This window comes from Thorsellia kenyensis, assembly GCF_042432445.1.
Taxonomy (GTDB): domain Bacteria; phylum Pseudomonadota; class Gammaproteobacteria; order Enterobacterales; family Thorselliaceae; genus Thorsellia; species Thorsellia kenyensis.
The window spans coordinates 1-23,609 of sequence record NZ_JBHLXE010000010.1; the positions used below are offsets into that span (position 1 = coordinate 1).

Sequence of the window (23,609 nt, forward strand, 5' to 3'; positions counted from 1 at the left end):
CATATTTTTAAATCTCCTATTATTTAATGATAGTGTACTATAAAATTATTAACAACTATCCTAATTCATAGGGCTCAGATGGGGGAATAATAAAGACCTAAGTCTTAATGTAGATAAGCGATTGAAAGCACATCGTAGCTATGTTGAGCCTAAAAATAAACTTTCAGAATTTGAGTATCACATGCTGAATCATTATCTGAATTGTGAAGAATATAAGCACCTCTCACCCATTCAAATCGTACCAAGGCTCATGGATGATAAACGCATTTATTATGGTGGTATGATTTTCCTGTAATCATCTTTAGTCTATAATAACGAGAAATAGGAGACTATATTATGACGATAGCACCTAAAATATTCGTGTTAACTTTATCCCACAGCAAAAGAATGAGTTTGTAAAATTAATAGTGGAAGATGGATATTCCGTTAAACAAGTGATGGATATATCAGGTGCTTGTCAAACGGCTGTTCTAAGGTGGAAAAAACAGTATTTAAGTGAAAAAGAGGGGCAAGTTATTGAAGGTAAAGTCCCATTAAATGAGGATAAACGTGAAATTTATCAGCTTAAAAAATAACTTGCTGAAGCACGCGAGGATATCCGTATATTAAAAAAGGCAACAGCCTTGTTCATACAAGACAATCCAGGCTTACGCTGATTGACAAATTGAGCAAGGCCGAACCAAATATAAAGATACAACGCATTTGCGCTTTATTAGACGTACCTATTTCATCCTATTATTATAAGCCAAGCAATAGCTCTGATGATGAAGTTATTATTGAGAAAATGGCAGAGATAGCCCAAAACACTCTAGGCTCTTATGGTAAACGTAGAAAGAATTAAAAAAACAGGCTAAGAAACATTACAGAAAAGTTTGACTATCCTACAGTCGTGAGTGTTAACACGCCCAAAATATTTTAAATACCTTCAAGGGTAAACTTTTCGTGGACGATTACTCTGGCTAAAAAGCCCTGTTTGATAAATATGAATCGATTATTGAAGCCGGTTGCTTTACCCATGTCCGTCGTAAATTTGCTGAAATAGTTAAAGTCGCACCGTATCCATTGGCCCAATATTTTATCGATGAAAGTGCTAAACTCTATCAGATTGTGGATGAGCAGAAGCATCTGACACCTGAACAAAGAAAACAAGGGCGAAATAAATTTGCTAAACCGATTGTTAAAAAGTTATAAAAATGGTTAATGGAACACTTAACTAATACATTACCGAATACACTTTTTACCAGAGCATTAAATCATGCCATTAATCGCTGGAAATCTTTAGAAATCTACCTAAAAGATGGCAATGTCCCTATCGATAATAATCATATCGAAAGAAACATCAGACCTATTGCTTTAGGTAAAAAAAATTGGCCCTTCGCAGGTTCACTTGCAGCTTCGCAACTGAAGACAAATATCACGAGTCTACTTGTCGCAGCAAGAGCCAATGGCATCTTTCCAGAGCAATCGTTACGAGAAACCTTAGCGGTGTTGCCAACTTCGAAATATAACGAGCTAGACAAACTATTACCAATCAAATCAATTCAAAAAACTGAGAGTGAAAAAATCTCAACATCGACAACACCTATTATACTTCACACAAATTAGTAAGCTAGTTAAGTTCTTCGTATGCTTACTAATAAATTTTAATCAGATGATATTTCTATAACGGAACAACATCAAAATTAGGCCCGTATAATTAAATTGAAATTTCATATTTAAGAACATAGCAAATAAACAAAAAAATTCTAATCATATATCTGCTATGTTCGTCCCTTTTAATTCTTGTAAATGGCTGTTTAAAAGTGCGTGAATTTGGATTATTACAAATTCTTTATTTATATTTCATTATGATATCATTAGCTCTAAGTTGCACTTTGTTAGGTAACGACATCCAAAATTGATCATATCTCACTCGATATATACTTTCTTCATTACCTGCAGGATAAAAAGCAGTTGCTTTTGCTTTTAAAAAACTGTCACCCACTTTTTGATTAGAATCATATACGATGACTTTCAACGGTTTATCATCAAGCCCATCACTATCTGCGAAATAAGTTAAATAAAACTCAGGGTTGCCATCATCATCAGCATCTTCTATAAAAGAATCATGATAAAAAAATTCTGGAGAATAAATATCACTTCCATCGTCTTGAAATTTTTGAATTTGAACAAATCCATCAGGATGAGCAGACATAATGTATGCTCTTAAATTTTTAACTACAATTTCAGTAGGATCCTCTTCTATGTAATCAATTTCTCCCCATCTACCCTCATTATTTAAACCATATGTTGTGGTAAGCGTTCCTGAATAAATAGTTTTTTTAATCGGTTTTTCAACAAAAATGAAGTAGTATTTTCCTAATTGCGATTCACTACGAATAATTTTTTTAACTATGCCTTCTTGATTAAACTTATTGTCTAGTTCAACAAAATCAGGCGCATTTGGTTTCAAATCGGTTACTATAACTTCTTGATTAGCATTTGCCATCAAACTGATGAAAAAAACAAAGGGAATAAGTGACTTAAAATTGTAAAACACCTGACCTCCAAGAATTTTAATTAAAAAAATGAATTATGAGAAGTATTAGTAGTAAGCAGCCTAGCTCTAAAAAGTATGATGCCATTTTTACATGGGTTAAAATTTTTAATGTATAACCCAGAAGCCTTTTTATTATTTCCGATGACCTATACTCAATGGAAATCAAGATGCAGGATTTCGTATTACTTAACACCCACTCAGTGAGTATCGGAAGAATATCTTAACCTGCAACTTGAAGTAACTTCAGTATAGTAGTCTAGAAGTATCAGTAAACCCCAGATACTACCAATAATCAATAGACATAATTATTGAGTTTGTATCTTAGGTGTTGTTTTACTGTTGGCCATTCACTTTGGATAATACTGTAAACACAAGTGTCTCTTAAAATACGATTACCTTCATCATCCAGAGTTATTCTATGATTTCTAAGCACACCATCAAGCTTAGCACCTAGCCTTTCTATAGCTCGTCTACTAGCATGATTGAAAAAGTGCGTGCGAAATTCAACTGCAATAACGTTCAATTCACTAAAGGCATACTCAAGTAACAAGTATTTTGCTTGGGTATTAATAATGGTTTTTTGTGATGATTTAGAATACCAAGTATAACCTATTTCAAGTCGTTGATTATCTCTGTCTAGTTCCATTAATGTCGTCATACCAACATACCTATTTTTTAAGACATCATATACACTGTAAGGGAACATTTTGCCTTCATTTTGAAGTGACAGTCTTCTTTTTATTTCTTTTTCTAAAGAACTCACGGTTGGAATTGGAGTTAACCAAAAATTCCACAAATCGTTTTCCTCAAGTGCTAGTTTTAAATCAACAGCATGTTCTAACGCTAAAGGCACTAAATGTACTTTATCACTATAAAGAGGTAGAGGTACTAACGGCCATGGATTAGCCATATTTATAAATGACATTATCACTCCTGTTTATCTCAACAAACCACCAATTGATATGACGTTTTAATCCGCGCTTCTTTAATGAATCTAGATGATCTGTGCTTTAACTGCCTAAAAAAGAAAGTGATACTATAAAAAATTCTATATTAACATCGAATTGATAACTGACACATTAATTTTATTAATTAATGCTAACTAAGTGTAATTTTTAAATTCCAACTCTTCTATTAGTGTTAAGTGTTAAGTGTTAAGTGTTAGGTTAAATTCTACTCTTAATAGTAATATAACTTAATTAGTTCACACAATGAAATTTTTAACTTTTTGTTCAAAAAAGGCTTGTGTACTTACTAGTATTTACCACCCCAAATTCATTCTTTTCTTTATAAATTCGTTTAAGTCAACCACAACAAATTACTTGAGATTAACGTAATTATCCCCTCCTTACTTTTTGTGACGTGTAACACACTATTAGATTAAACCCCACTAAACTATTTCAAAAACATTCAATTAAATCTCTCTAAGTGATATGCTCAAAACACTTTTGAATGAGTTGATCTACGTATAAATTCATCTTTGTTTACTTATTAACTAGGTCAATCACTTCTTAGTTACACATTAAAATTCTAAGCTAACAAAATACTGAAGCAACGAAACTGTGAAACCATGAAACATTAATTAGGAGAAAAATGGCGATGCTAAAAAAAAGTATAAAATCGACGGCTTTAATAGGGGTTTTTCTTGGGCTTCTTTCAGGAAATACTTTTGCTAAACCGCAATATATAAACATCCTAACAGGTGGTACAAGTGGGATTTATTATCCACTTGGTGTTGCCCTTTCTCAAGTATATGGCAGTATCCCTGAGGCTAAAACCAGCGTTCAAGCAACAAAGGCTTCAGTAGAAAATCTAAATCTTTTACAACAAGGTAAAGGAGAACTCGCGTTTGCTTTAGGTGATTCTGTTGCTGATGGCTGGGCAGGTAATACTGAAGCTGGATTTAAAAAAGAACTTACTAAACTTCGTGGTATTGCTAATGTATATCCGAACTACATTCAAATCATAGCAAATTCAGAAAGTGGCATTCAAACACTTGATGATTTAAAAGGTAAGCGTGTTTCAGTGGGTGCTCCTAAATCTGGTACAGAACTCAACGCAAGAGCCATTTTTAAAGCCGCTGGATTTTCTTATGAAGACTTGGGTAAAGTGGAATTTTTACCTTATGCTGAATCTGTAGAATTAATTAAAAACCGTCAGTTAGATGCAACACTACAATCATCTGGATTAGGTATGGCAGCATTTCGTGATTTAGCAACTAACATGCAAATTGTGGTAGTTCCCATCGAAAAAGACATTGTAGAAAAAATTGGTTCTGCTGCTTATGGTGCTGGTATCATTCCTGCAAATACTTATGAGGGTCAAGCAACTGACGTACCTACAGTGACTATCACAAATGTCCTTGTAACTCACGAAGATGTCAGTGATGATGTTGCATATGAAATGACCAAAGGTGTTTTTGAAAACTTGGACAAGTTAAAAAATGCACATTCAGCTGCTAAGGATATTAACCCTGAAACAGCGCATCAAAATCTGCCTATCCCACTCCACCCTGGTGCTGAAAAGTATTACAAAGAAAAGGGTTTATTATAATTAATTCATATTAGCGCTTTAATAACCTAATCAAAAACGCAATATTATTTAGATGTTTAGATAAATTCTAGGTAAGTTAATTAAAAATAATTAGTATTTTCTGAAGAGTTTAAACCTTGGGTTTTATTTAAAATACCCATGGATTAAACTCTTTTTATTGAATAAAACCTTACTTTATAAATTTTGTTATATACCAAACTGTTTAGGTGCTTATTGATTTAGATTATAGATTAAAATTGATGTGACTGAATACCTCAATACTTACCCGATAACTTAATTCTGAAGACAAGTGTGTTTCAAAATTTTTTGCCATCCAATCAAATAAATTTGCACATCTTTGAGCAATGCATAACTGATAATCAGGCGTATACGGTGAATAGGTTAATGAGAGCTGACCAAGATTTGTGTTGGGATAATGTATCCAATAGGACTCCTTAAAAATAGCCTCATTTGGAATTTCCATGCCAGCCCCTGAACCTTTTAACCTCACTTCATCTAAGAAAAATTGATAATTATCCAAGATATAGCTTTCATGCCATTCGATTTTTTCAACTGAATGGGTCCATGAAAGCTTAAGAGTACTATAGGCAGGAAGATTATTGTACACAAATGCACTAGTATTTGGCTTTGAATGCACTACATTACAGTGGGCATATGTTAAATTTGGCTCTTCCATGGAATGACTACATATCAATAAAAGAGCCCCGAGATTAATTTGCATTATTTAAACATGTTTTTACTTTAGTTTTTGAAGTTCTGTAAAAATGATAACCAAAGACTAAAGCTACACCCGCAAAACCTAACTCATCGGTTAATGGAAGAGCTAACACTAAAGAAGCACCTGCTAAAAATGCAATAATACGCTCCCAAATATATAATTTAGCTCGCCAAAAACCAATGGTACCTACACCCCATAAAGCCATGGCGAGTATTGCTTTAATAGTCACATAAGCAGTTTCTAATAACGATGCATCACCTTGAAGCATTAAGGCTGGGCTGTATACCGCCATAAAGGGTACTATAAAACCCGCAACCGCAATTTTTACAGCCCATAAACTGATTTTTAGGCCGGATTCTTTTGCAATAGGTGCAGCAGCAAAACATGCTAAAGCAACAGGTGGGGTTAAATCGGCTAAAATCCCAAAATAAAACACAAACATGTGTGATACGATTAATGGAATTCCTAATGATAATAAAGCTGGGGCAGCAATCGAGCTTGTGATGATATAATTTGGAATGGTTGGAATACCCATACCTAGCACGAGGCAAGTAATCATCGTAAGCACTAATGAAAGTAATAAATTGTTTTCCCCTATCGATAAAATGGCACCTGCAAAGGTAGGAGCAACCCCTGTCAAAGAGACCACACCAATAATAACACCGACAAGACCACAGGCAATACCGACGGGCACTGCATGTTTAGAACCTTCAACTAATGCATTAACACAAACTTTAAGCGTCTCTTTTGCGCCTTTAATGAATAAACAACCACCAATCAGTCCGAATATCACAATAAAAGCAACACTGATACCATATTTAAATAGGGCACTGGTAATTAACGCCAAACACACCCAAAACGCCACTCTTAAGGACGTTTGGCTAACCTTTAACACAATTGCAGACCCTAAAATAACGATAACGGTTAAAGCAAGTCCTGCCGTACCTGCATACATTGGAGTTCTACCTGAAAACAACAAGTAAATTAAAATAAATAAAGGAATAAGAAGATACCAACGCTCTTTGATAGCTTTCCAAGGATTAGGGCAATCTTCTTTAGGCAAACCACTAAGATTATCAGCTTTTGCTACTAAATGAACCATCCAGAATACTGAACCAAAATATAGCAGCGCAGGAATAAGCGCAGCTTTGGCAATTTCAATATAAGGTACATTAATGGTTTCAGCCATTATAAATGCTACTGCGCCCATGACAGGAGGAACCATTTGACTTCCCATAGAAGACGTTGCTTCCACACCTCCAGCAAAAGCTGGTTTATAACCAAAACGTTTCATTAAAGGAATTGTAAATTGGCCTGTTGTCACCACATTAGCAACACCTGAACCTGTAATAGTCCCCATCAATAAAGAAGAAAAAACGGATACTTTAGCTGGCCCCCCTAATTTATGTCCGACAAGGCCCATCGCAAAATCAGTGAATAGTTTTGTCATACCAGCTTGTTCTAAAAAAGCGCCAAATAGAATGAATAAAAAGATATAAGTTGCAGAGACATAGGTAGGTGAACCATAGAAGCCTTCAGTACCAAATGCTAGTTGATTGATTATCTGATCAAGATCGTATCCTCTATGCGCAAAATCACCTGGCAATAGATGTCCAAAAAGTGCATAGAGTAAAAAAACGCCACATACAATAGGTAAAGCGAGTCCCATGACCCGTCTGGCCGCTTCAAAGATAAGTATCGTTACCAAAATCCCCATATACCAATCCAGTGGCGTTAATTCACCTGATCGTTGTATTAAATCAGCTTCAAAAACCCATTGGTACAGACCTGTAGCAAGTCCTAGCGATCCTAGGATAATGCCCATAATTAAGTTCGGTTTTTTATCGGGAGAATTAGTGATAAAAGGATAGCTCATAAAAACAATTAATAAAAGAAAACCCACATGCATACTTCTCAAAACTTGAGAAGATACAGGATGATAAGCGGCTGTGATGATTTGAAAGATTGCAAAAATCAGAGCAATCCAAAAGATACATTTTGTCAAAATTTTATCATCAAGTCTTTTGACGGTTTGGTTTTCATCTATCATATTACTTATTCCCTCTATATCCCTTTATCAACATTTAATGATATTTCTTTTTTATTATATTTTACTCAATTCTAAAAATAGATAATGCTAAAGCACATTACCAGACAAAATTTAACACATTTCAATATAACAAACAGAATATAAGCTCACCATAACAAACAGAATACAAACTCACCAATATTTGTTAAAAATTTGTGAAGTTACTCTAAGTTCTAAAAAACTTTGTAGGTAAAGATTAAATGTTTTTCAAATAAATAAAAAAGGACAGATTTAGTTAAGACTTTTCCTATGAATTATCCATTTTACTGTACTTTTAATAACTAAGTTACCTATTCTAATTCATAACAAAAGAGCTTAGAGGCTTATCGATGTCTTCCATTTTAAAGGATACATAAAAGTTAAGATACCGGAAGTTAAATGTCCATAATGTCAAAAAAATCTCCATTTTATGTTTTATGGACTCTTGCGTACTCAAGATTTATCAATATATTTGAATCTGTTACGCGCTCATTAGCCCAAAAACTATCGATGGATCACGTAACTAAAAAATTTGATATTTCAGATAAACTGACTTAGAGATCTAAAGACCTATGATAATGTCAAAATAATATAGAACGATTAAACTACCATAAAAAAGGTCATAATTACATTCCCCTAGAGCATGATTAAGTATCGAAAAAACGCCTATTTATCAGAGTAAGGAACGAGGCGATACTTATGTAGAATTGTTAAACGCAGCTTTAAATAAAATTGATTATAAAAATGAGGTATTATCTATCCTAATGGATAGGCTTTTAAAATTTTTGAGCGAAGCATGAATCAGCATAAAATTTTGGTATTTGATTTCTTTTTTGGCTGTGGTGTAACCAGCCAAGGTTTTAAAGATGCTGGCCTCAATGTTATTTTTGTACTTGATTTTGATAAGAGTGCATCGACTTCTTTTAAGTGTAATTTCCCCTGATGCCTACTTCATCAACGAAAATTAAACACAAATAAATTATTAGAAAAAAAGATCTCTAATCACTCATCGTCTCTATGTTTGCCTTATCTTTGCCAATTAGTTCATCTAAAATTTAGCCAAATTATCGATTCATTCTTTTCAGTTTGATGTATAATCTTCCTTAAAAAAATCATATCTTAAATTGAATACTCTTTTAACATGTTAAAAACACAAGCTATATGCCACGCAAATATTCTCTTTCATTTGATTGCAAAATAAATATTATTAGGCTAAATTACTCAACACCTAACTGTAAGTAAAACTCTCTAAATGTTTCTAGATTAACAATTTAGTTTTTATAGTTTTTAAGCATTTAGTGTTTTTTAGAAATTAATACCCTCACTTCTACTTTAATCTTTGTAGTTATCAATTCAAGGCTAAAAGATGCATAACTTATTAAAAGAAGTTTCAAAATCACTCATGTGGGTTAAATCAAATGATATTTCATCAATAGATTTAGCAAATGAGCTTATCAAAAAAGATCTCACTCATTTATGTTATATTTCAGAAGACAAGAAGTTCATTCATGCTTTTAGTTTAGATTACAATGAACGTGATATCATTTATCCCCATGCGATTGATTTTTCTGATGCAACAACAAAAGCTAGTGGTAAACAATACTATTGTCATTGCCAATCCCATTCTTCTCCTTGTATACACAACATAGCATTACTAACCTATCTAAGTGAACATTATGAGTCAAATCTAGGTAAAATCAATAAAACCTTAATAGGCCAAGATAGGCAATTACAAGCTCATAATTTCACTAGAGAGCAATTTGAAAAACTTATTACCATTTTTTCACCAAAGAAGCGACAAATTGATAGAGAAATCATTTCGAAAGCCCAAGATTATATTACTTTTGTGCTAAGTGTTGGTTTTAAAAATGCCCTAAATCAAGAAGATGAAAGTTCAAATTTTGATGATTTTTTTAAACGCTTTAATGCTTTTAATGATTACCCTGAAAATGCTTTATTTCAAGTGTGCAAAGAAATTTTTTATGCTTTTCATAGCTCGGAATATGAAAAAGCACAAAAAAAACTTTCTCGCGCATTTAAATTATTAAATGAAATTAATCAGTATCTAGACTCGCTTAAACTCACGGTGAACCCATTACCTGCCCTAAACAATAACGTTGAGAGTTTGTTAGGTCATGAATGGAACAATGAAGAACTCTTAGCATTGAACTTAACGGAAGCTAATGTTAATTTATTGCAGTTTTGCTTTTGGCCTCATGAACAAGAATTTAAATATTATGCCTATTGGATTAACTTAGCCACAGGAGAAATTTATCGCTCCTCTGCGCCTAAAGATGATAAGGACTTAAAATCTAAATTATTAAACGATTCGGTGTCAAACAAAGTAAGCTCACATCGAATATTTAAAACACCTAATAACATCAATCCAGACATTGTATTAGAAGAGCCTGTTCAATCTCCTTTGCAACCTGAGGATATTGCTGTGTGTCATCAATTTGCACACACTGATTTTCAAACTCTTGCTCATGAAGTCATATCAAACTTTCAAAGTTCCTTGAACAATCAACATCCTATCTATTTTATCAAGGGAAAACGCTGTTATTTACAAGACCAAAGCGTCGTCATTCTAGATGAAAATAATTTTCCCATCACATTGTCAAACATTCCATTTTTTAACTGCCATCCTAATATGCATGACAATATGACCTTAGTTCAACATTTATTACCAGAAAACATCTCTGAATATACTTTAGCAATTATGTTCTCAATGGATGAAAACACTGAGTTTTTGATTGCAAAACCGATGGCTATGTTTTTGGATAATGAGATGTTGAGATTAATTATTTAGTCAGCAAAAACTCACCTAACGCACATATTGAACTAACACTTTGGCAAATACTATGAATAAACAAATGATACTTCCCCTTCTCAATTCTTTGCAATTATTGATAAATAAAATTTTTACAGAGGGTCAAATCCATTTAGAAGACAAGTCGGAATTACAAAATATTCAACTAAAATTTGATGCGCTGTCTAATCTATCAAAGGAACTTTCACACTTAAACACTATTTTATTGTCTACAATCAATCTGATAATGCCTAAAGCATTTAAAAGGAATGCTGCCGATAATATTGAGATGCATGACAATAGTTCTCAAGGTTTGATGTACCCCTTAGATAACCTTCTTTTAGTTAATGATGCGATTATTAGTGCTAAAATCTCGCTACTAAATACCGTGGATGTTAACTTACCTAAAAGCCCAAGATCCCCCTACTCTCTTGATTTTAATGCTTTGAACTCAACGCTCAATTTCAAGGGAATTGATACTATGATAGAAATTTGTAAAGCAGGCTATAACCCTAACAGAGATAAAATCGTTCAGAAATTATTAAATAAAGATCCTCACCCTATTTTTACTGATGCAAGGATGATTAATTATTTTGCTCAAGGTATTCATAGTGGCCTTTATAGCTATATTGATGAAAAAAATGTCCCGTTATTTGATGATAAAATTATTGGCAGAATCGGCACTAATATTCTCCCTTTTCTAGTCAATTTCGTCATCAGGTCCCCTTGTGACTCTGAAAATAGCTTAACTGAAATCGCTAAACTAGACATAAATCAGGCTCTCTCACTTGTAAATATGTTATTAACACCTAAGCTTTTAATTAACATCGATGAGAACTTAAATGCGTTGCCGACAATTACCAAAAAATCAATAGAACTATTAGCGGAAAATTCAAAACTAGAAAAGCATGAAGATCTGATTTTTAATTTTTTTAGTGATTGCATTAAAGCGTTTGATACCATCCTTAACCCAATTAAAGAGGATGAGGACGACATAAGAGAGCCTCTACATAACTTTATCGAATATCTCCCAGAGCTGCTTGATATAGTTACTCAGATTAATCCCTCTCGCATGTTAGACTATATCTTAGATATTTATGATAATACTGATAATCTCGCGCTTATGCCCTATTTTAGCGAAATTATTCAATCAATCGATAAAACGTCAGTCAAAACGCGTTTGATAAATAAGGCGACATTGCTTGTCGAGGATTTTTTAATATCCCTACAATCTAATCCAAACCAAGTGTCACTTTATCAAAGTGAACTTGCTCATTTTCTTCCTTTCTTATTTCAGTTTAATGATGAGGCCATCCTAGAACTATATAAAAAATTACTCTGGGCAATTGCTAAACAAGAGAAACAACGCAATAAAAGAGATTTTAATTTAATCCGAGAAATTAAAATTTTGGGTATGGCTAAGCACATAGCTGCCTTTAAAGAAAAAAGTGCTGAGTTATTTTGTGAATTTTACCAAGATAAAGACGTTAACAGCTGGGCTAAAATTGTTTGGGCAACTGAAGCTATTTCTATCATCCATGCTTATAAGAGCCCAACAACTGCCTTTGACTTATTTAGCCCCTATGTAGATATTGTTGAGGATGTTTTAAAATCAGCCATTAAAAATAGATATTTTTTTATTGAAAAATTTGATGAATACTTAAGAATTGATGAATATGAATTTTTTGACAGATCCATGACCTATGAAACCCTTGATAAACGATGGTATTCACTTTTCATCTATTATTACAATCTATATAAAGAAATAGATGTTATCCCTGATGATCTTAAAGGCCTAACGCTTACTAGAATTCACTTGAAAGATAAAATTACTTTTAATTCCGACCCTATTTTGCATTTGCTCGCCTACCTGCCTTTCAGCCATCCTGATTATTTTGAGACTATTTATTGGTTATTTGATGAAAATAGACCATTTGATATTCAGCGTCTAGATTGGACGCTTGATACTGATTTTTTTATGCGGGTCTTACGTGAAAAAGACGAAGCCATTCATAATAAATATATTCCTCTATTATTAGGGTATTATAGAAGGCTTAATGACGCATTTAAACTGACTTTAGATGATCAAAAATATTATGATACGGTCATTAGATGGTGGAGTCGTAATACCTTCCATATAGGTGCTTATAGTGAAGAGATTAATATTTTCCCTAAACCATTTTATGATATGTACCAAGATATCCTTAATAAAGCAAAATCATTTAAACAGCGTATAAAAACAGAATTTAAAGGGAGTAGAGACAGCAAAGAAGATTGGATTTATACCACTGATTTACTGATTGATGGCTTAGAAAAAAATTTGCCATCGCTTGAAAAGTTCACCCATAATAAAAATAAACAAATAAAAAATAAAATGAGAGTGTAATACCCCCATTTTTAACTCGAATTAAAAATAGAAACTTTGTTAATTTAGTTTAAATTTAGGTGTTACTTGGCCTATTGCTGAATGTGGCCTTTCGTTATTGTACATCCAAAGCCACTGGGTCGCAATATTCTGAGCTTCATACAAACTATCGAACAAATACATATCCAATAATTCTTCCCGAACGGTTCTATTAAAACGCTCTATATAAGCATTTTGTGTTGGTTTACCAGGTTCAATATAAAGTAATTGAATGCCTTCTTTTTTAGCCCAATAATAGTACAGAAAGGCTCAGTAAGTAATATAGATGCTACAGTGATAAAAGCACTGAACAATAGGCCTAATAAAGACAAAGCAGGGAAAAATACACAAGATGAGGACGCGAGTTATAATGTGAAAACAGGTTCAGACGGCAAAATGAAAACGACCTACGGGTTTAAGGTCATATTGCCTGCGATGAAGATGGATTTGTGACTCAGGCAGTCGTTACAACAGGTAAGTTACATGATTCACAAGTTTTTGAGGAATTACTGACAGGTAATGAAGTAGAGGTTTATGCTGATAGTGCTTATGCAAGCGAGAAAACAGCAAAACAACTAGAATCGAAAGGTATTGAAAATAAGATATTAAAGCGAGCCTACCGCAATAAGCCGTTAACAAAAGAGGATAAGGCATTCAACCGAGTCTGTAGTGATGTAATGGACTCTTCCCCCTTAACTCAACATTGTGGCAAAATATATACACTGTTGATAATTTTAGGAGGATGTATGAAAAAATACAAACGCATTGGTATTGATTTAGCTAAAAATATTATACAGGTTTGTGCTGTTGATCATAATGAAAAGCGTGTTTTTAATAAAGCCTTACGACGTGCAGAAGTGATGAAATTTTTCAGTGAGTGTGAACCTTGCTTAATAGGGATAGAAGCTTGTAGCAGTGCTCATTACTGGGCTTGCACCTTAAATAAATTAGGACATACAGTTAAACTCATCGCACCTCAGAAAGTGAAACCTTATGTCACAGGCCATAAAAACGATATGAGAGATGCAGAGTCGATATGTGAAGCAGTTAGCCGTCCACATATGACATTTGTTGAGATTAAATGTGAAGAGCAGCAAGCAAGATTGGCCTTGCATAAAATTAGGCAATAACAAATAAAAGAAAGAACAGCATTAATTAACGCCATAAGAGGGTTACTCTCTGAGTTTGGTTATCATACTAAAAGAGGTCCTAGTCAGGTCAGGCCGTTGATTGCTTCTGTACTTGAACCAGAAAGCGATGTACCTGGGGTTTTAAAACAAGCCTTAGAAGTGCAAAAATTAATGCTCGATAATCTTGATGAGGCAATAGACAAATTGACCAAAATCATAGCTTCGCATGCAGATAGCGATGACAGGGTCAAACAATTACAGGCCATTGAAGGAATAGGACCTATTACTGCGTCTGCTTTAGTCAGTACACTTGGCAATGGTAGCCAATATAAATCTGGTCGTGAATTTGCTGCAAATCTTGGTTTAGTGCCTAATCAACACTCTTCTGGCGGTAAAACTAGTTTAGGGAGTATTACTAAGCGAGGTGATAGTTATCTAAGAACTTTACTGGTTCATTGTGCTAGAGCTGTATTAAGAACTATAGGAAATAAGACCGGACGTAGAGCTGACTGGATTAATAACATGGCGATTAAAAAACCGTTTAATGTTGTTGCGGTCGCCTTGGCGAATAAAACCGCAAGAATTGTATGGGCTATACTGAATAAGGGAACAGACTATCGAACCGATATGGGGATACGAGAGAATAGTCAGCTCATGGGATAAAGTGCCTCCCGCAGGGTCCTTCCTTGAAGTATGACTTAGCATAAAACCGTTAAGTCATACTTCAAGGAAGGTTAAAATTAAAACGCTTATGAATATTTGAATTAAAAAGTACTAATCCAACCGAATTGCGGAACAAAAGATGTGATGATTAAAAGGTCGAACCTGCATGAGAGAAATCTGTACTATACCAAGGCTCCCTGATTTCAAAGCCGTTGTAGTGATTAGACCTCATGCGCGAATTTCATCCTGTGCTCGAGCCAAATGCTCACTAAGAAGCCGAATATATGGAAGCATTCGAAACCATTAAAAAATCATATTTTTTGCTTGGCAAACGGGAAGAGTCCATATATGGAATAAAAAGCCGAGTAGAAAGTATCTTTGGGCTAGGTAAAATGCATCTAGGGATGGGGCAAGCTAGATATAAAGGCCTAAAGAGAAATGCGCTAAGTTTTTCCATGCGTTGTCTGGTATTAAATCTCAAAAGAGCGACCACAATAAAAAAAGAATTAGAGCAATTACAGGCTAACTACGCCTAAATTTTGGCTAAAAGGCCAAAAAAGGGGAAAAATGCTGACATATTTCGTTAAAAAGAGGAAAAATTGAATTATTTTCCAAAAAAAGCCCCCAAAAAAATTTTTTCAAAAATCTATTTTTAAAAAAATAGATTTTTTATTTAACAAATGAGAGATTTAAGACTAATTCAAAGCTCTCTGATAATATAAAAATATTCTCTCTAAGCAACCAATTATTAAAAAACAAATCAAAAACGATTAGAAAAAACACTAAAACCTCAAAAGAGGAAATATTTGTTAGTAATTTCTTTAATGATATTGGTTTTAGAATTAATAACCTTGACTCATCTATTGAACACAAATCCATTGTTGGAGCAGTGGAACAAAATCAATTTGTTTTAAATGGCAATGATATAGTTCTTAACAACTATGATAAATTCATATCTTATAACTGGATTTCATTCATCGAAAGATTTAAACCAGTAATTTGATATAAATTCCTGTTGTCGAGAAGATCGGAGGAACCGCCCTCTCTTACGGAGCTACACGTGATACTCTCGCGTCACGTGACTCTTCTATCTGAACCTCACACCTGTGCCGAGATTATCTTGTTGTCAATCATTCGTGAATCTTATAAATTATTGATTTAATATCAAATTTTTAGCGGATTGATTTTTATGGAGATTTAGGCTCAATTTTTTAGCAAAAAAAATGAAAAGGAACCAATTTTATGATCAAATGTAGTTTCTCAATAAAACAAATTTTCATAAAAGAGGTTCCTATGGCTAATAAATTTACCACATTTTCGAGTCCATTTAAATCATTTTTTATAAAGTTTCAATTAGAGAATTTGCAAGAAAAACTAAGTTTATGCAGCGTATGCGGTTACTGCAACCTGAGAGGTTTTTAAGCGCTTTAATTCAAAACACTTAGTTTCAAAGATCATGCTAACCTAGCAGATATTTTGAGAAAAATGCATAGTGAACAAGAGGCAAGTCAATACAAACCTTTTCATAATCAAATTAAAAAGGCGGAATGTACCAAATTTATACAAACCATGGTTGAAGAAGCAACTAAAGTACTCTTTCTTGCGCCTTTTAAGCAAGCGTTATCCAAAGAAACTCTTTTTAAAAACATATTTTTACATAACGGTTCCTCTTTAACCTTAAATCCTCGTTTAGCAGAGGAATTTCCTGGTCGCTTTACAAAAACGGCACCTGCAGCAATAGAGTGTCATTTAACTATGGATTTAGTGAAAGGCGTGGCTAATTATATTGCGCTTGATGCAGATAAAGAAAGTGAGAAAAACTATAGACATTCTGAAAAAGGACTAAAAGAAACTTTAGTAATGATGGATGCGGGGTATTTTGATATCGGTTACCTTGAAAAAATAAGCAAATCTGGTGTTTTTTTTATTGTTAGAGCCAAAGTAAATATCAATCCTCTTGTTGTAGCAAAATATAATAAAATGGGCGCAAAACTTTGTCATAATGAAATGAAATTAAAGGAATTAAAAACTAAAAATCATGATTTTGTCGATATGGATGTAAAGTGGGCAAAAACAAATATCCCGATTCGAATCATTCAGTTTTATGGTAGAAAAAGAAAGGGTAAAGGTTACCTAATTACAAACCTAGACAGGGACCAATTTAAGGGTAATAAAGTACTATCACTTTATAGTTTAAGATGGCAAATCGAATTATTTTTTAAAGAATTAAAGTCGTTTTGCAGTCAAAAGAAAGTCAATACTGGAATGCCAATATTGTTAAAACGCTTATATGGGAAAGCATTTTGACTTTGATAGTAAAGCGTTACGTTGCGCTATCAGTCGGTATTTTATGGCAAACGATTATCTCAACACAGAAAATCTGTCGAAGCAGCTTGTGCTGGTTTCCCAAATTAATGAATTACCTAAATTCCGATGAGCAAGACATGAGATTATTAGATGAAATATTCATATTTATTTCGAAAAATTGTGGGAGATCTAATACCAAACGAAATAAAGAAACTGAGATGTTTACATCAGGTCTTATCCCTTACTGTCAAATCAAATACTTAGAATCAGAGTTAAAAAAAAGAGTTTAAGAAATATCGTATGTGTTGTCAATAAGTCAAATAACAAGTACACAAATATTTTTTTCGTGCAACATATAATTTTTTGCAGGCAATAATAGGTACACGCTCACCCATTCACCTATTAATATTTGATTTTATTTTTATTTTCAATCATTTAGGATACAAAGCATGCATCTAAAGCTTGACTTGATTTTAAACCACGATGGATAAAATTTAATATAACAGTCCATAAACCCCTGTAAATGAACATTAACTCCTTTGCTAATTAAAGTTCAAGTTTTTAAAATATCGCTCGCCAAGCAAATGATTTATTTTTTATTTAATTGCACTCTTTGCTTTATCGCTCATTATGATATATCTAAATACCGTAGCTGGTGCCAATTTAAAACCTACTATTTACCGGTCGCTTACTGGTTCTACCACCAGAGTGGCTACTATAAGCTATTTTCATCTAATAACTAGCTTCAAGGCACACCATACCACTGAAATTATTAATAGTATATATATTTTGCCACAATGATGATTTTGAGGAAAAGAGTCCATTACATCACTTCATTAATAAAAACATTGATGATATAATTATCTAAATATAGTTTGACTCTAGTTCTATTTATGGTTGAATTCTTAATTAATTGCATGTTATCAAAATAAATTTTTAATAAATCATTAAAGTTCGATTATGCAAATATTATTAGAGAAATTTTCCAATTGAACACTTTAAGCTCAAGGCTTATTAGGAATGATAGATTAAACTAATTTAGCTGTTATTCTAATTAACAAGAGTACTAATTTTAATACCATTGTGTTAGAAAATAAACCAGGTCTAAATTCGCATTAGTATTCAAAGCATTCGTCCTGATATTTTCATAGATACGCAAAAAGATTACGTAATAGGGATCGAGCATGATAAAATCAGTTGGAAATAAAAGAAAAAGAACATCAAGTGCTTCACATGATTCACTATTAGCATCAACACAGAGTGATAGAGCTAGATTGATATATTCAGCCCCATTTAGAAGATTACAACAAAAAGCCCAAGTTTTTTCTTTAGAAAGCAATTCTGCCGTAAGATCAAGACTAACCCATTCATTAGAAGTCTCACACATAGGTCGATATATAGTTGCACAAATTGCTGAGAAAATAGCAAGTAATAAAGTTTTTGATACAAACGTAAAAAAATACTGGCAGGAAAATGCTTTAGCTATTTCAAATATTGTAGAAACGTCATGTCTAATGCATGATATTGGTAATCCACCCTTTGGCCATTTTGGCGAGGCTGCAATAGTTTCATGGGCTAAGTCAAAAGATAATATTTTACCAATTCTTAAAAAAGCAATTGATTATGATGAAAACCCCAAAAAAAATAAAGAAGACTATTCTAGCATCATGGAGGATTTTATAAATTTTGATGGTAACCCTCAAGGTATCAGAATAGTAACTAAATTGCAGGGAGATGATGGATTTAACGGCTTAAATCTAACTTATACACAATTAGCTTCATTTTTTAAGTATGTTTACTGCCCATCTACAATGCCAAAAGAACGTTCTAATGAATTTAGTAAAAAAATCGGTTATTTTAATACAGAAAAAAAATTAATTAAAGAGATATGGAAAGAACTTAAAATACCCGCTGATAATAGACATCCATTAAGTTTTATAATGGAAGCATCTGACGATATCTCATACTGTATAAGTGATATTGAAGATGGAATAGAAAAAAAAATAATATCTTTAGAACATTTCATTAATTTTTTTTTAAAAGGATTAGAGAAATTAGAACAAGCAAATGAATCTGATATTTTTAACAAACTAAAAGAAAGCCTCAACTACAGCAAGGAAAATAGAAAAATCAGCATATTCATTGACTTTAAAGCAAACCTATCAAATATTTTAGTCAATTTTGTTTCAGATGCTTTTATTCAGAATTATGATGACTATGTCAACTTTAAAATTCACAAACCAATTATAAACCAAGAAACATTTGCTTATGGAATTTTAAAAATACTAAAAACTTACACATCAAAATACTTATTTTGTTCTTACGACGCAGAAAGTATAGAAATTTCAGGGTATTCAATAATTACTGGTATTTTAAAGAAATATCAAAAACTATTGGAATTAAATAAAAAAAATTTTTATTATTTATTAACTGATAATTTCGTTGAAATTAAAAATAATGATTTGCAATACCATAAAAAATTATTTAATCAATTACCAACTCGTCATATTAACTGTTATAAATCTACAATAATTAATGAGGAACTTACGCATGTTGAATCTGCATATTGTGAAGAAGAATGCATGGAAAAAGTTCAGTCTGAAATAGCCTTAAAGTTTGAAAAGTCATTCAATTTAGCAACGAAAACTATAGAATGGCAACTAAGAACACATTTAATAATCGATTTTATTTCTGGCATGACAGACCAATTTGCATTAGAATTCTATCAACTTATAGAGGGAATTAATGTCAATGTATAATACTTTAAAACTCAGCAAACATCCTTATAAGTGGGTCAAACATCTGGTTAACAAAGAACTTGGAGGATGCGGGGTGCTTGAATTTAGTAAATATAATTATGTTCCAAGGACAATTAATGACTATAGATATGAGTTTAAATTAAATCTTCCCGATTTTAATGAAAAGTCAATAAATTACATTATTTCAAATTTAGAACCAGGCTTAGAACTTGCTATTAATTCAAGAGTTTCAAATTCAAATGCTATTCTTCATATTCCAATGATAGATTTTGGAATCAAACTAAATACATCCATACCTGTGGATACATTATTAAAGTTTGTAAAATATTGGAATATGAACTTTATTTTGTTTTCTAGTGGAAGATCATATCATGCATACGGAGATCGCTTGTTAGAGCAGAATGAATGGATTAATTTTATGGGTAGTCTTTTGTTAATTAATATTCCTGGAGAAAGGAAATTAATCGATGACCGTTGGGTTGGACATAGACTTTTAGCAGGCTATTCGTCACTTAGATGGAGTAATAACACATCCCATTATAAGAAATACCCCTCGCGTTCTGGGTTTCTTACCCATGATAATCTATATATAAATGAATCCAACAGTATTAACATGGATTATTATTTTAATTATTAATCCGTTTATAAACTATATAAATGAGATTATTTTAAACAATCTTAACTAAGTTTAAATTTAATTGTTACATTTAAACTTCTGTAACCATTCAGCTATAAAATTCCGCCGAATTAATTTGCAAATTTATTTTTGTAATGGCATTAATTACCTAATTTTGATAGTTAGAATTAGAGTTTGGATATAGCAAAACAGTATATTTATTATTCAATTTTATTGTTCAATAGAGGTCACTTGGAATCAATCACAATCAATTAATGATTAAATAAAGAGCGAAGCTAGATTAAAATCAAATCAAATTGCTTTTCATGCTATTTTACTAGGACTTGAACCCAAATGAGGGACAGGCTCCTAGCCCTTTAAAAACCCAATGCGAGCAAATTGAGGGTATGAGCGCTGGGGTACATCTTTACAATAAAATTTATCTAATTGATAAATATGATCATATGGAATAATTCAAGTCCCGTCTTCGCTCTACTCGATAATCCACAAATAATAATAACAGTTATTACACATAAAAATAAAAATAAAGCCAACAATCAATTTAATATCAACAACTTAGATATTAAGTGGGTATTAAAATGTGATCTTGCCCTGCCTGCAGTGTAAATGCAGTGTAATTATTTTTTAATGTGAATTGCTTTATTCCCCTCCCTTGATATCGCCAACCATCTCCACTTGCAACATTTTCACTACCAACTCGCCGAGCTTTAAACTTAACCTTTTAAGTACTAACGAATAATACTAATATATGCTTGTGACTAGAGGTATATCACTTAGACTATCAACCAACGTAGAATTTTTTATTCTGATTCATCAAATATTGCATGGTTTACTATGTCTTTTTCACCAAATAGATTCTCATGACAATTTAATTCGGTTCTGACATTATTGCTGTCAATAATATTTATGGTAGACCATGTCTTAAATTTTTCGTTTGGAATAGAAAAAGTATAATTGTTATCATGATACTTAAATTTAAGTTGAGTAGTGTTTGTTTTAGTTTCTTTTATTCGTATGAGCTGATTAGTCGAATCAAAATTTAATCTAAGCTTTTCATCTCCATTTTCTATAAATGAATAATATGCACTTTGAGTATGTTGATTTGTACAAATAATGACATTTTGATTTCTAGGCAGAGCGCATGATGCAATAAGAGTTTCATCGGAGATGCAATCTTGCCTATAAGAATTGGTAACTATTTTACCGTTATGGCATTGAGCTCTATAACTTCCTATTTTTATCTCACCATCTTCACAATCTTTTGCAAAAGCTGGATAATTTATTATTACTAGGATAAATAATAGGATGTGTTTACTAAAAATATGCATAGATCAATTTTCTCCTTGACAAAACAGCCCTAAATAACATGTTTCTGAATCACCTAATTCATCGGGTATTTCTTGAATAGCCTTACTAACAATGTTTTTTTCACCAAATGAGTTTTCAGTACAATCTAAAGTTGCAATTAAATGAGCTTTCCTATGAATTTCAATTGAGGCATATGCTCCAAATGTTTCTTGTGGAAGAATAAAGCGATAAAAGTATTCACCGCCTTTAAATCCTAAATAGGTCGTATAATTTCCTTTATCTAACCATCTGATTAACTGGTGGTTTGAATCAAAGTCTTTTGAAAGCTCTATTTTTTCATTGTTTACAAATGAATAGTTCAACGTTTGAGTTGTTTGATTTGCACAAATAGCGGCGCTTTTATTTTTAGGCAAGTCGCAAGAGAAAACTAATACATCATTTTCTTGGCAAGTCGAACTATAAGAATAAAATGGTAATAATAGTAATAGCGGAAAAACAAATTTTTTCATAAAAAAACCTCTTCACATAATTTGTAAGCATTTTGTCGTTCTTCAAGCCCCATGTCACCACCATTGACTTTTTTTGTTACAGCGATTACACCATTATATCCTAGACCTTTATCTGCTGTATAAACAGAACTATATAACCAGAACCAAATGGCGCTCCTAATAGCATAGGGCATTTCATTAATTATTTCGGGATGATTGACGCTATCTGGAGAGCTGTCAGACCAGTAAATATTATACTTGGTTTGGAAAGTACTGTATTTTTCATATCCCGTAATTTGAATTAATCCTCGCCCTCTGAAATTATATCCGTCTTCGGGATGAGTTTGCCTATTTCCATTCAATCTTAGGTAATGCTTCCGTCCTATCGCTTGCTCGTCAGCTCGCCGTATGATGTTCTTGCCTTCTTTTAGATACCCATCTTCTTTAGCTTCTAATGAATGTTCTCTATAATATTTACTGAATTCTAGTAGAGTTTCAGCAGAAAATTGAAAACTTTCGGTTTTTCCTCTCATAGTACTTCCCACTTCGCCTTTTATTTGGGAAAAGAAATGTCGTAATCTTGTTGGCGTATCGATGAATGTCAAGCAACCTGTCCCTTTTTCTTGGTATTATTAGTCTCATTTTCTTTTACTGGGTTAAATACTATTTCATCTTGATAATCCCAGTCTCTGGTATTTCGATTGTTCCAACGCTCTGGAAGAGATAATTTAGCACGTTCATAAACTTTTTTTCGATTCGCAAGTATTTCACCATCGATACCCTGGTGGCGCTGTGCGGGTGTTACGTATTTAATGCCACTATGCCTGTGTTCATTGTTGTACCAATCCACAAAACTGAGTACCCACTTTCTGGCATCTTCAATACTTTTAAAACCGTCTCTTGGATATTGTTTACGTGTTTTCATGCTTCCAAATAAACTCTCAGAAAAAGCATTATCTTTACTCACTGCAGGGCGGCTATATGAAGCAATTACACCTAAATGCTCTCATTTAGCCTTCATTGTATAGCCAGTCTTAGGGCTGCCATTATCAGAGTGAAGTGTTAATTTGACCTTCTTAATATTCTCCTTTAAATATGGTGGTATGATTTTCCTGTAATCATCTTTAGTCTATAATAACAAAAAATAGGAGACTATATTATGACAACAGAACCTAAAAAAATTCGTGTTAATTTTACCCCACAGCAAAAGAATGAATTTGCAAAAT

At 32.7% G+C, this 23,609-nt stretch carries 16 protein-coding genes and 5 pseudogenes; 12 read left to right on the forward strand and 9 right to left on the reverse strand.

The window, feature by feature from the left end; genetic code table 11:
• The first annotated feature begins 371 nt into the window (after positions 1-371).
• Entirely contained in the window at positions 372-575 is a 204-nt protein-coding gene (locus tag ACFFIT_RS00230; protein WP_385875336.1) for a transposase, read from the forward strand.
• Positions 576-993: 418 nt separating this feature from the next.
• Positions 994-1,605: pseudogene (locus ACFFIT_RS00235) on the forward strand (IS66 family transposase).
• Between the two features lie 226 nt (positions 1,606-1,831).
• Here ACFFIT_RS00235 and ACFFIT_RS00240 read toward each other — a convergent pair.
• Complete coding sequence (locus ACFFIT_RS00240; RefSeq protein ID WP_385875311.1) at positions 1,832-2,539, reverse strand: hypothetical protein; 708 nt, start codon at positions 2,537-2,539, stop codon at positions 1,832-1,834.
• 292 nt (positions 2,540-2,831) lie between these two features.
• The gene (locus ACFFIT_RS00245; protein ID WP_385875313.1) at positions 2,832-3,464 is read right to left on the reverse strand and encodes a GNAT family N-acetyltransferase; all 633 of its coding nucleotides are present in this window, start codon (positions 3,462-3,464) and stop codon (positions 2,832-2,834) included.
• A 674-nt stretch (positions 3,465-4,138) separates the two neighbouring features.
• On the opposite strand from ACFFIT_RS00245, the gene ACFFIT_RS00250 reads away from it, so the two are divergent.
• Positions 4,139-5,092, forward strand: a complete 954-nt coding sequence (locus ACFFIT_RS00250) for a TAXI family TRAP transporter solute-binding subunit (protein ID WP_385875315.1) — start codon at positions 4,139-4,141, stop codon at positions 5,090-5,092.
• Positions 5,093-5,315: 223 nt separating this feature from the next.
• Here the strand turns inward: ACFFIT_RS00250 and ACFFIT_RS00255 are convergent, their stop codons facing one another.
• Both ACFFIT_RS00255 and ACFFIT_RS00260 read right to left on the reverse strand, forming a co-directional pair.
• On the reverse strand, positions 5,316-5,813 hold the full coding sequence (locus ACFFIT_RS00255) for a DUF1850 domain-containing protein (protein ID WP_385875317.1): 498 nt from the start codon (positions 5,811-5,813) through the stop codon (positions 5,316-5,318).
• On the reverse strand, positions 5,803-7,860 hold the full coding sequence (locus tag ACFFIT_RS00260) for a TRAP transporter permease (RefSeq protein ID WP_385875319.1): 2,058 nt from the start codon (positions 7,858-7,860) through the stop codon (positions 5,803-5,805). The genes ACFFIT_RS00255 and ACFFIT_RS00260 overlap by 11 nt, the downstream gene beginning before the upstream one ends.
• A 1,384-nt stretch (positions 7,861-9,244) precedes the next feature.
• Between ACFFIT_RS00260 and ACFFIT_RS00265 the strand changes: the two genes are divergently transcribed.
• Positions 9,245-10,687, forward strand: a complete 1,443-nt coding sequence (locus tag ACFFIT_RS00265; RefSeq protein WP_385875321.1) for a hypothetical protein — start codon at positions 9,245-9,247, stop codon at positions 10,685-10,687.
• Between the two features lie 52 nt (positions 10,688-10,739).
• Positions 10,740-13,073, forward strand: a complete 2,334-nt coding sequence (locus tag ACFFIT_RS00270; protein WP_385875322.1) for a hypothetical protein — start codon at positions 10,740-10,742, stop codon at positions 13,071-13,073.
• 39 nt (positions 13,074-13,112) lie between these two features.
• On the opposite strand, the pseudogene ACFFIT_RS00275 reads toward ACFFIT_RS00270, so the two are convergent.
• Positions 13,113-13,343 (reverse strand): annotated as a pseudogene (locus tag ACFFIT_RS00275) (integrase core domain-containing protein); the annotation flags it as partial.
• A gap of 42 nt (positions 13,344-13,385) precedes the next feature.
• Here ACFFIT_RS00275 and ACFFIT_RS00280 point away from each other — a divergent pair.
• The 7 genes and pseudogenes from ACFFIT_RS00280 (at position 13,386) to ACFFIT_RS00310 (ending at position 20,587) form a co-directional block, all read left to right on the forward strand.
• Positions 13,386-13,544: a hypothetical protein gene (locus ACFFIT_RS00280; protein ID WP_385875324.1), complete on the forward strand. Its 159-nt coding sequence runs from the start codon at positions 13,386-13,388 to the stop codon at positions 13,542-13,544.
• Positions 13,541-13,693, forward strand: a pseudogene (locus ACFFIT_RS00285) (transposase); the annotation flags it as partial. The gene ACFFIT_RS00280 and the pseudogene ACFFIT_RS00285, both read left to right, overlap by 4 nt.
• Positions 13,694-13,837: 144 nt before the next feature.
• Positions 13,838-14,884, forward strand: a pseudogene (locus ACFFIT_RS00290) (IS110 family RNA-guided transposase).
• A gap of 284 nt (positions 14,885-15,168) precedes the next feature.
• On the forward strand, positions 15,169-15,420 hold the full coding sequence (locus ACFFIT_RS00295; RefSeq protein ID WP_385875326.1) for a transposase: 252 nt from the start codon (positions 15,169-15,171) through the stop codon (positions 15,418-15,420).
• 928 nt (positions 15,421-16,348) lie between these two features.
• Positions 16,349-17,191, forward strand: a pseudogene (locus ACFFIT_RS00300) (IS4 family transposase); the annotation flags it as partial.
• Positions 17,192-18,375: 1,184 nt separating this feature from the next.
• Positions 18,376-19,950, forward strand: a complete 1,575-nt coding sequence (dgt, locus tag ACFFIT_RS00305) for a dGTPase (protein WP_385875327.1) — start codon at positions 18,376-18,378, stop codon at positions 19,948-19,950.
• Positions 19,943-20,587, forward strand: coding sequence for a primase 1D-like protein (locus tag ACFFIT_RS00310; protein WP_385875329.1), 645 nt, complete (start codon positions 19,943-19,945; stop codon positions 20,585-20,587). Before dgt ends, ACFFIT_RS00310 begins: the two co-directional genes overlap by 8 nt.
• An 800-nt stretch (positions 20,588-21,387) precedes the next feature.
• Here the strand turns inward: ACFFIT_RS00310 and ACFFIT_RS00315 are convergent.
• The 4 genes from ACFFIT_RS00315 to ACFFIT_RS00330 form a co-directional block, all read right to left on the reverse strand.
• Complete coding sequence (locus ACFFIT_RS00315; protein ID WP_385875331.1) at positions 21,388-21,915, reverse strand: hypothetical protein; 528 nt, start codon at positions 21,913-21,915, stop codon at positions 21,388-21,390.
• 3 nt (positions 21,916-21,918) lie between these two features.
• Complete coding sequence (locus ACFFIT_RS00320) at positions 21,919-22,404, reverse strand: hypothetical protein (protein WP_385875333.1); 486 nt, start codon at positions 22,402-22,404, stop codon at positions 21,919-21,921.
• Complete coding sequence (locus tag ACFFIT_RS00325) at positions 22,401-22,916, reverse strand: hypothetical protein (protein ID WP_385875334.1); 516 nt, start codon at positions 22,914-22,916, stop codon at positions 22,401-22,403. Before ACFFIT_RS00325 ends, ACFFIT_RS00320 begins: the two co-directional genes overlap by 4 nt.
• 68 nt (positions 22,917-22,984) lie before the next feature.
• Positions 22,985-23,374 (reverse strand): integrase core domain-containing protein, encoded by a 390-nt coding sequence (locus tag ACFFIT_RS00330; RefSeq protein WP_385875337.1) that lies wholly within the window; start codon positions 23,372-23,374, stop codon positions 22,985-22,987.
• Between the last annotated feature and the right edge of the window lie 235 nt (positions 23,375-23,609).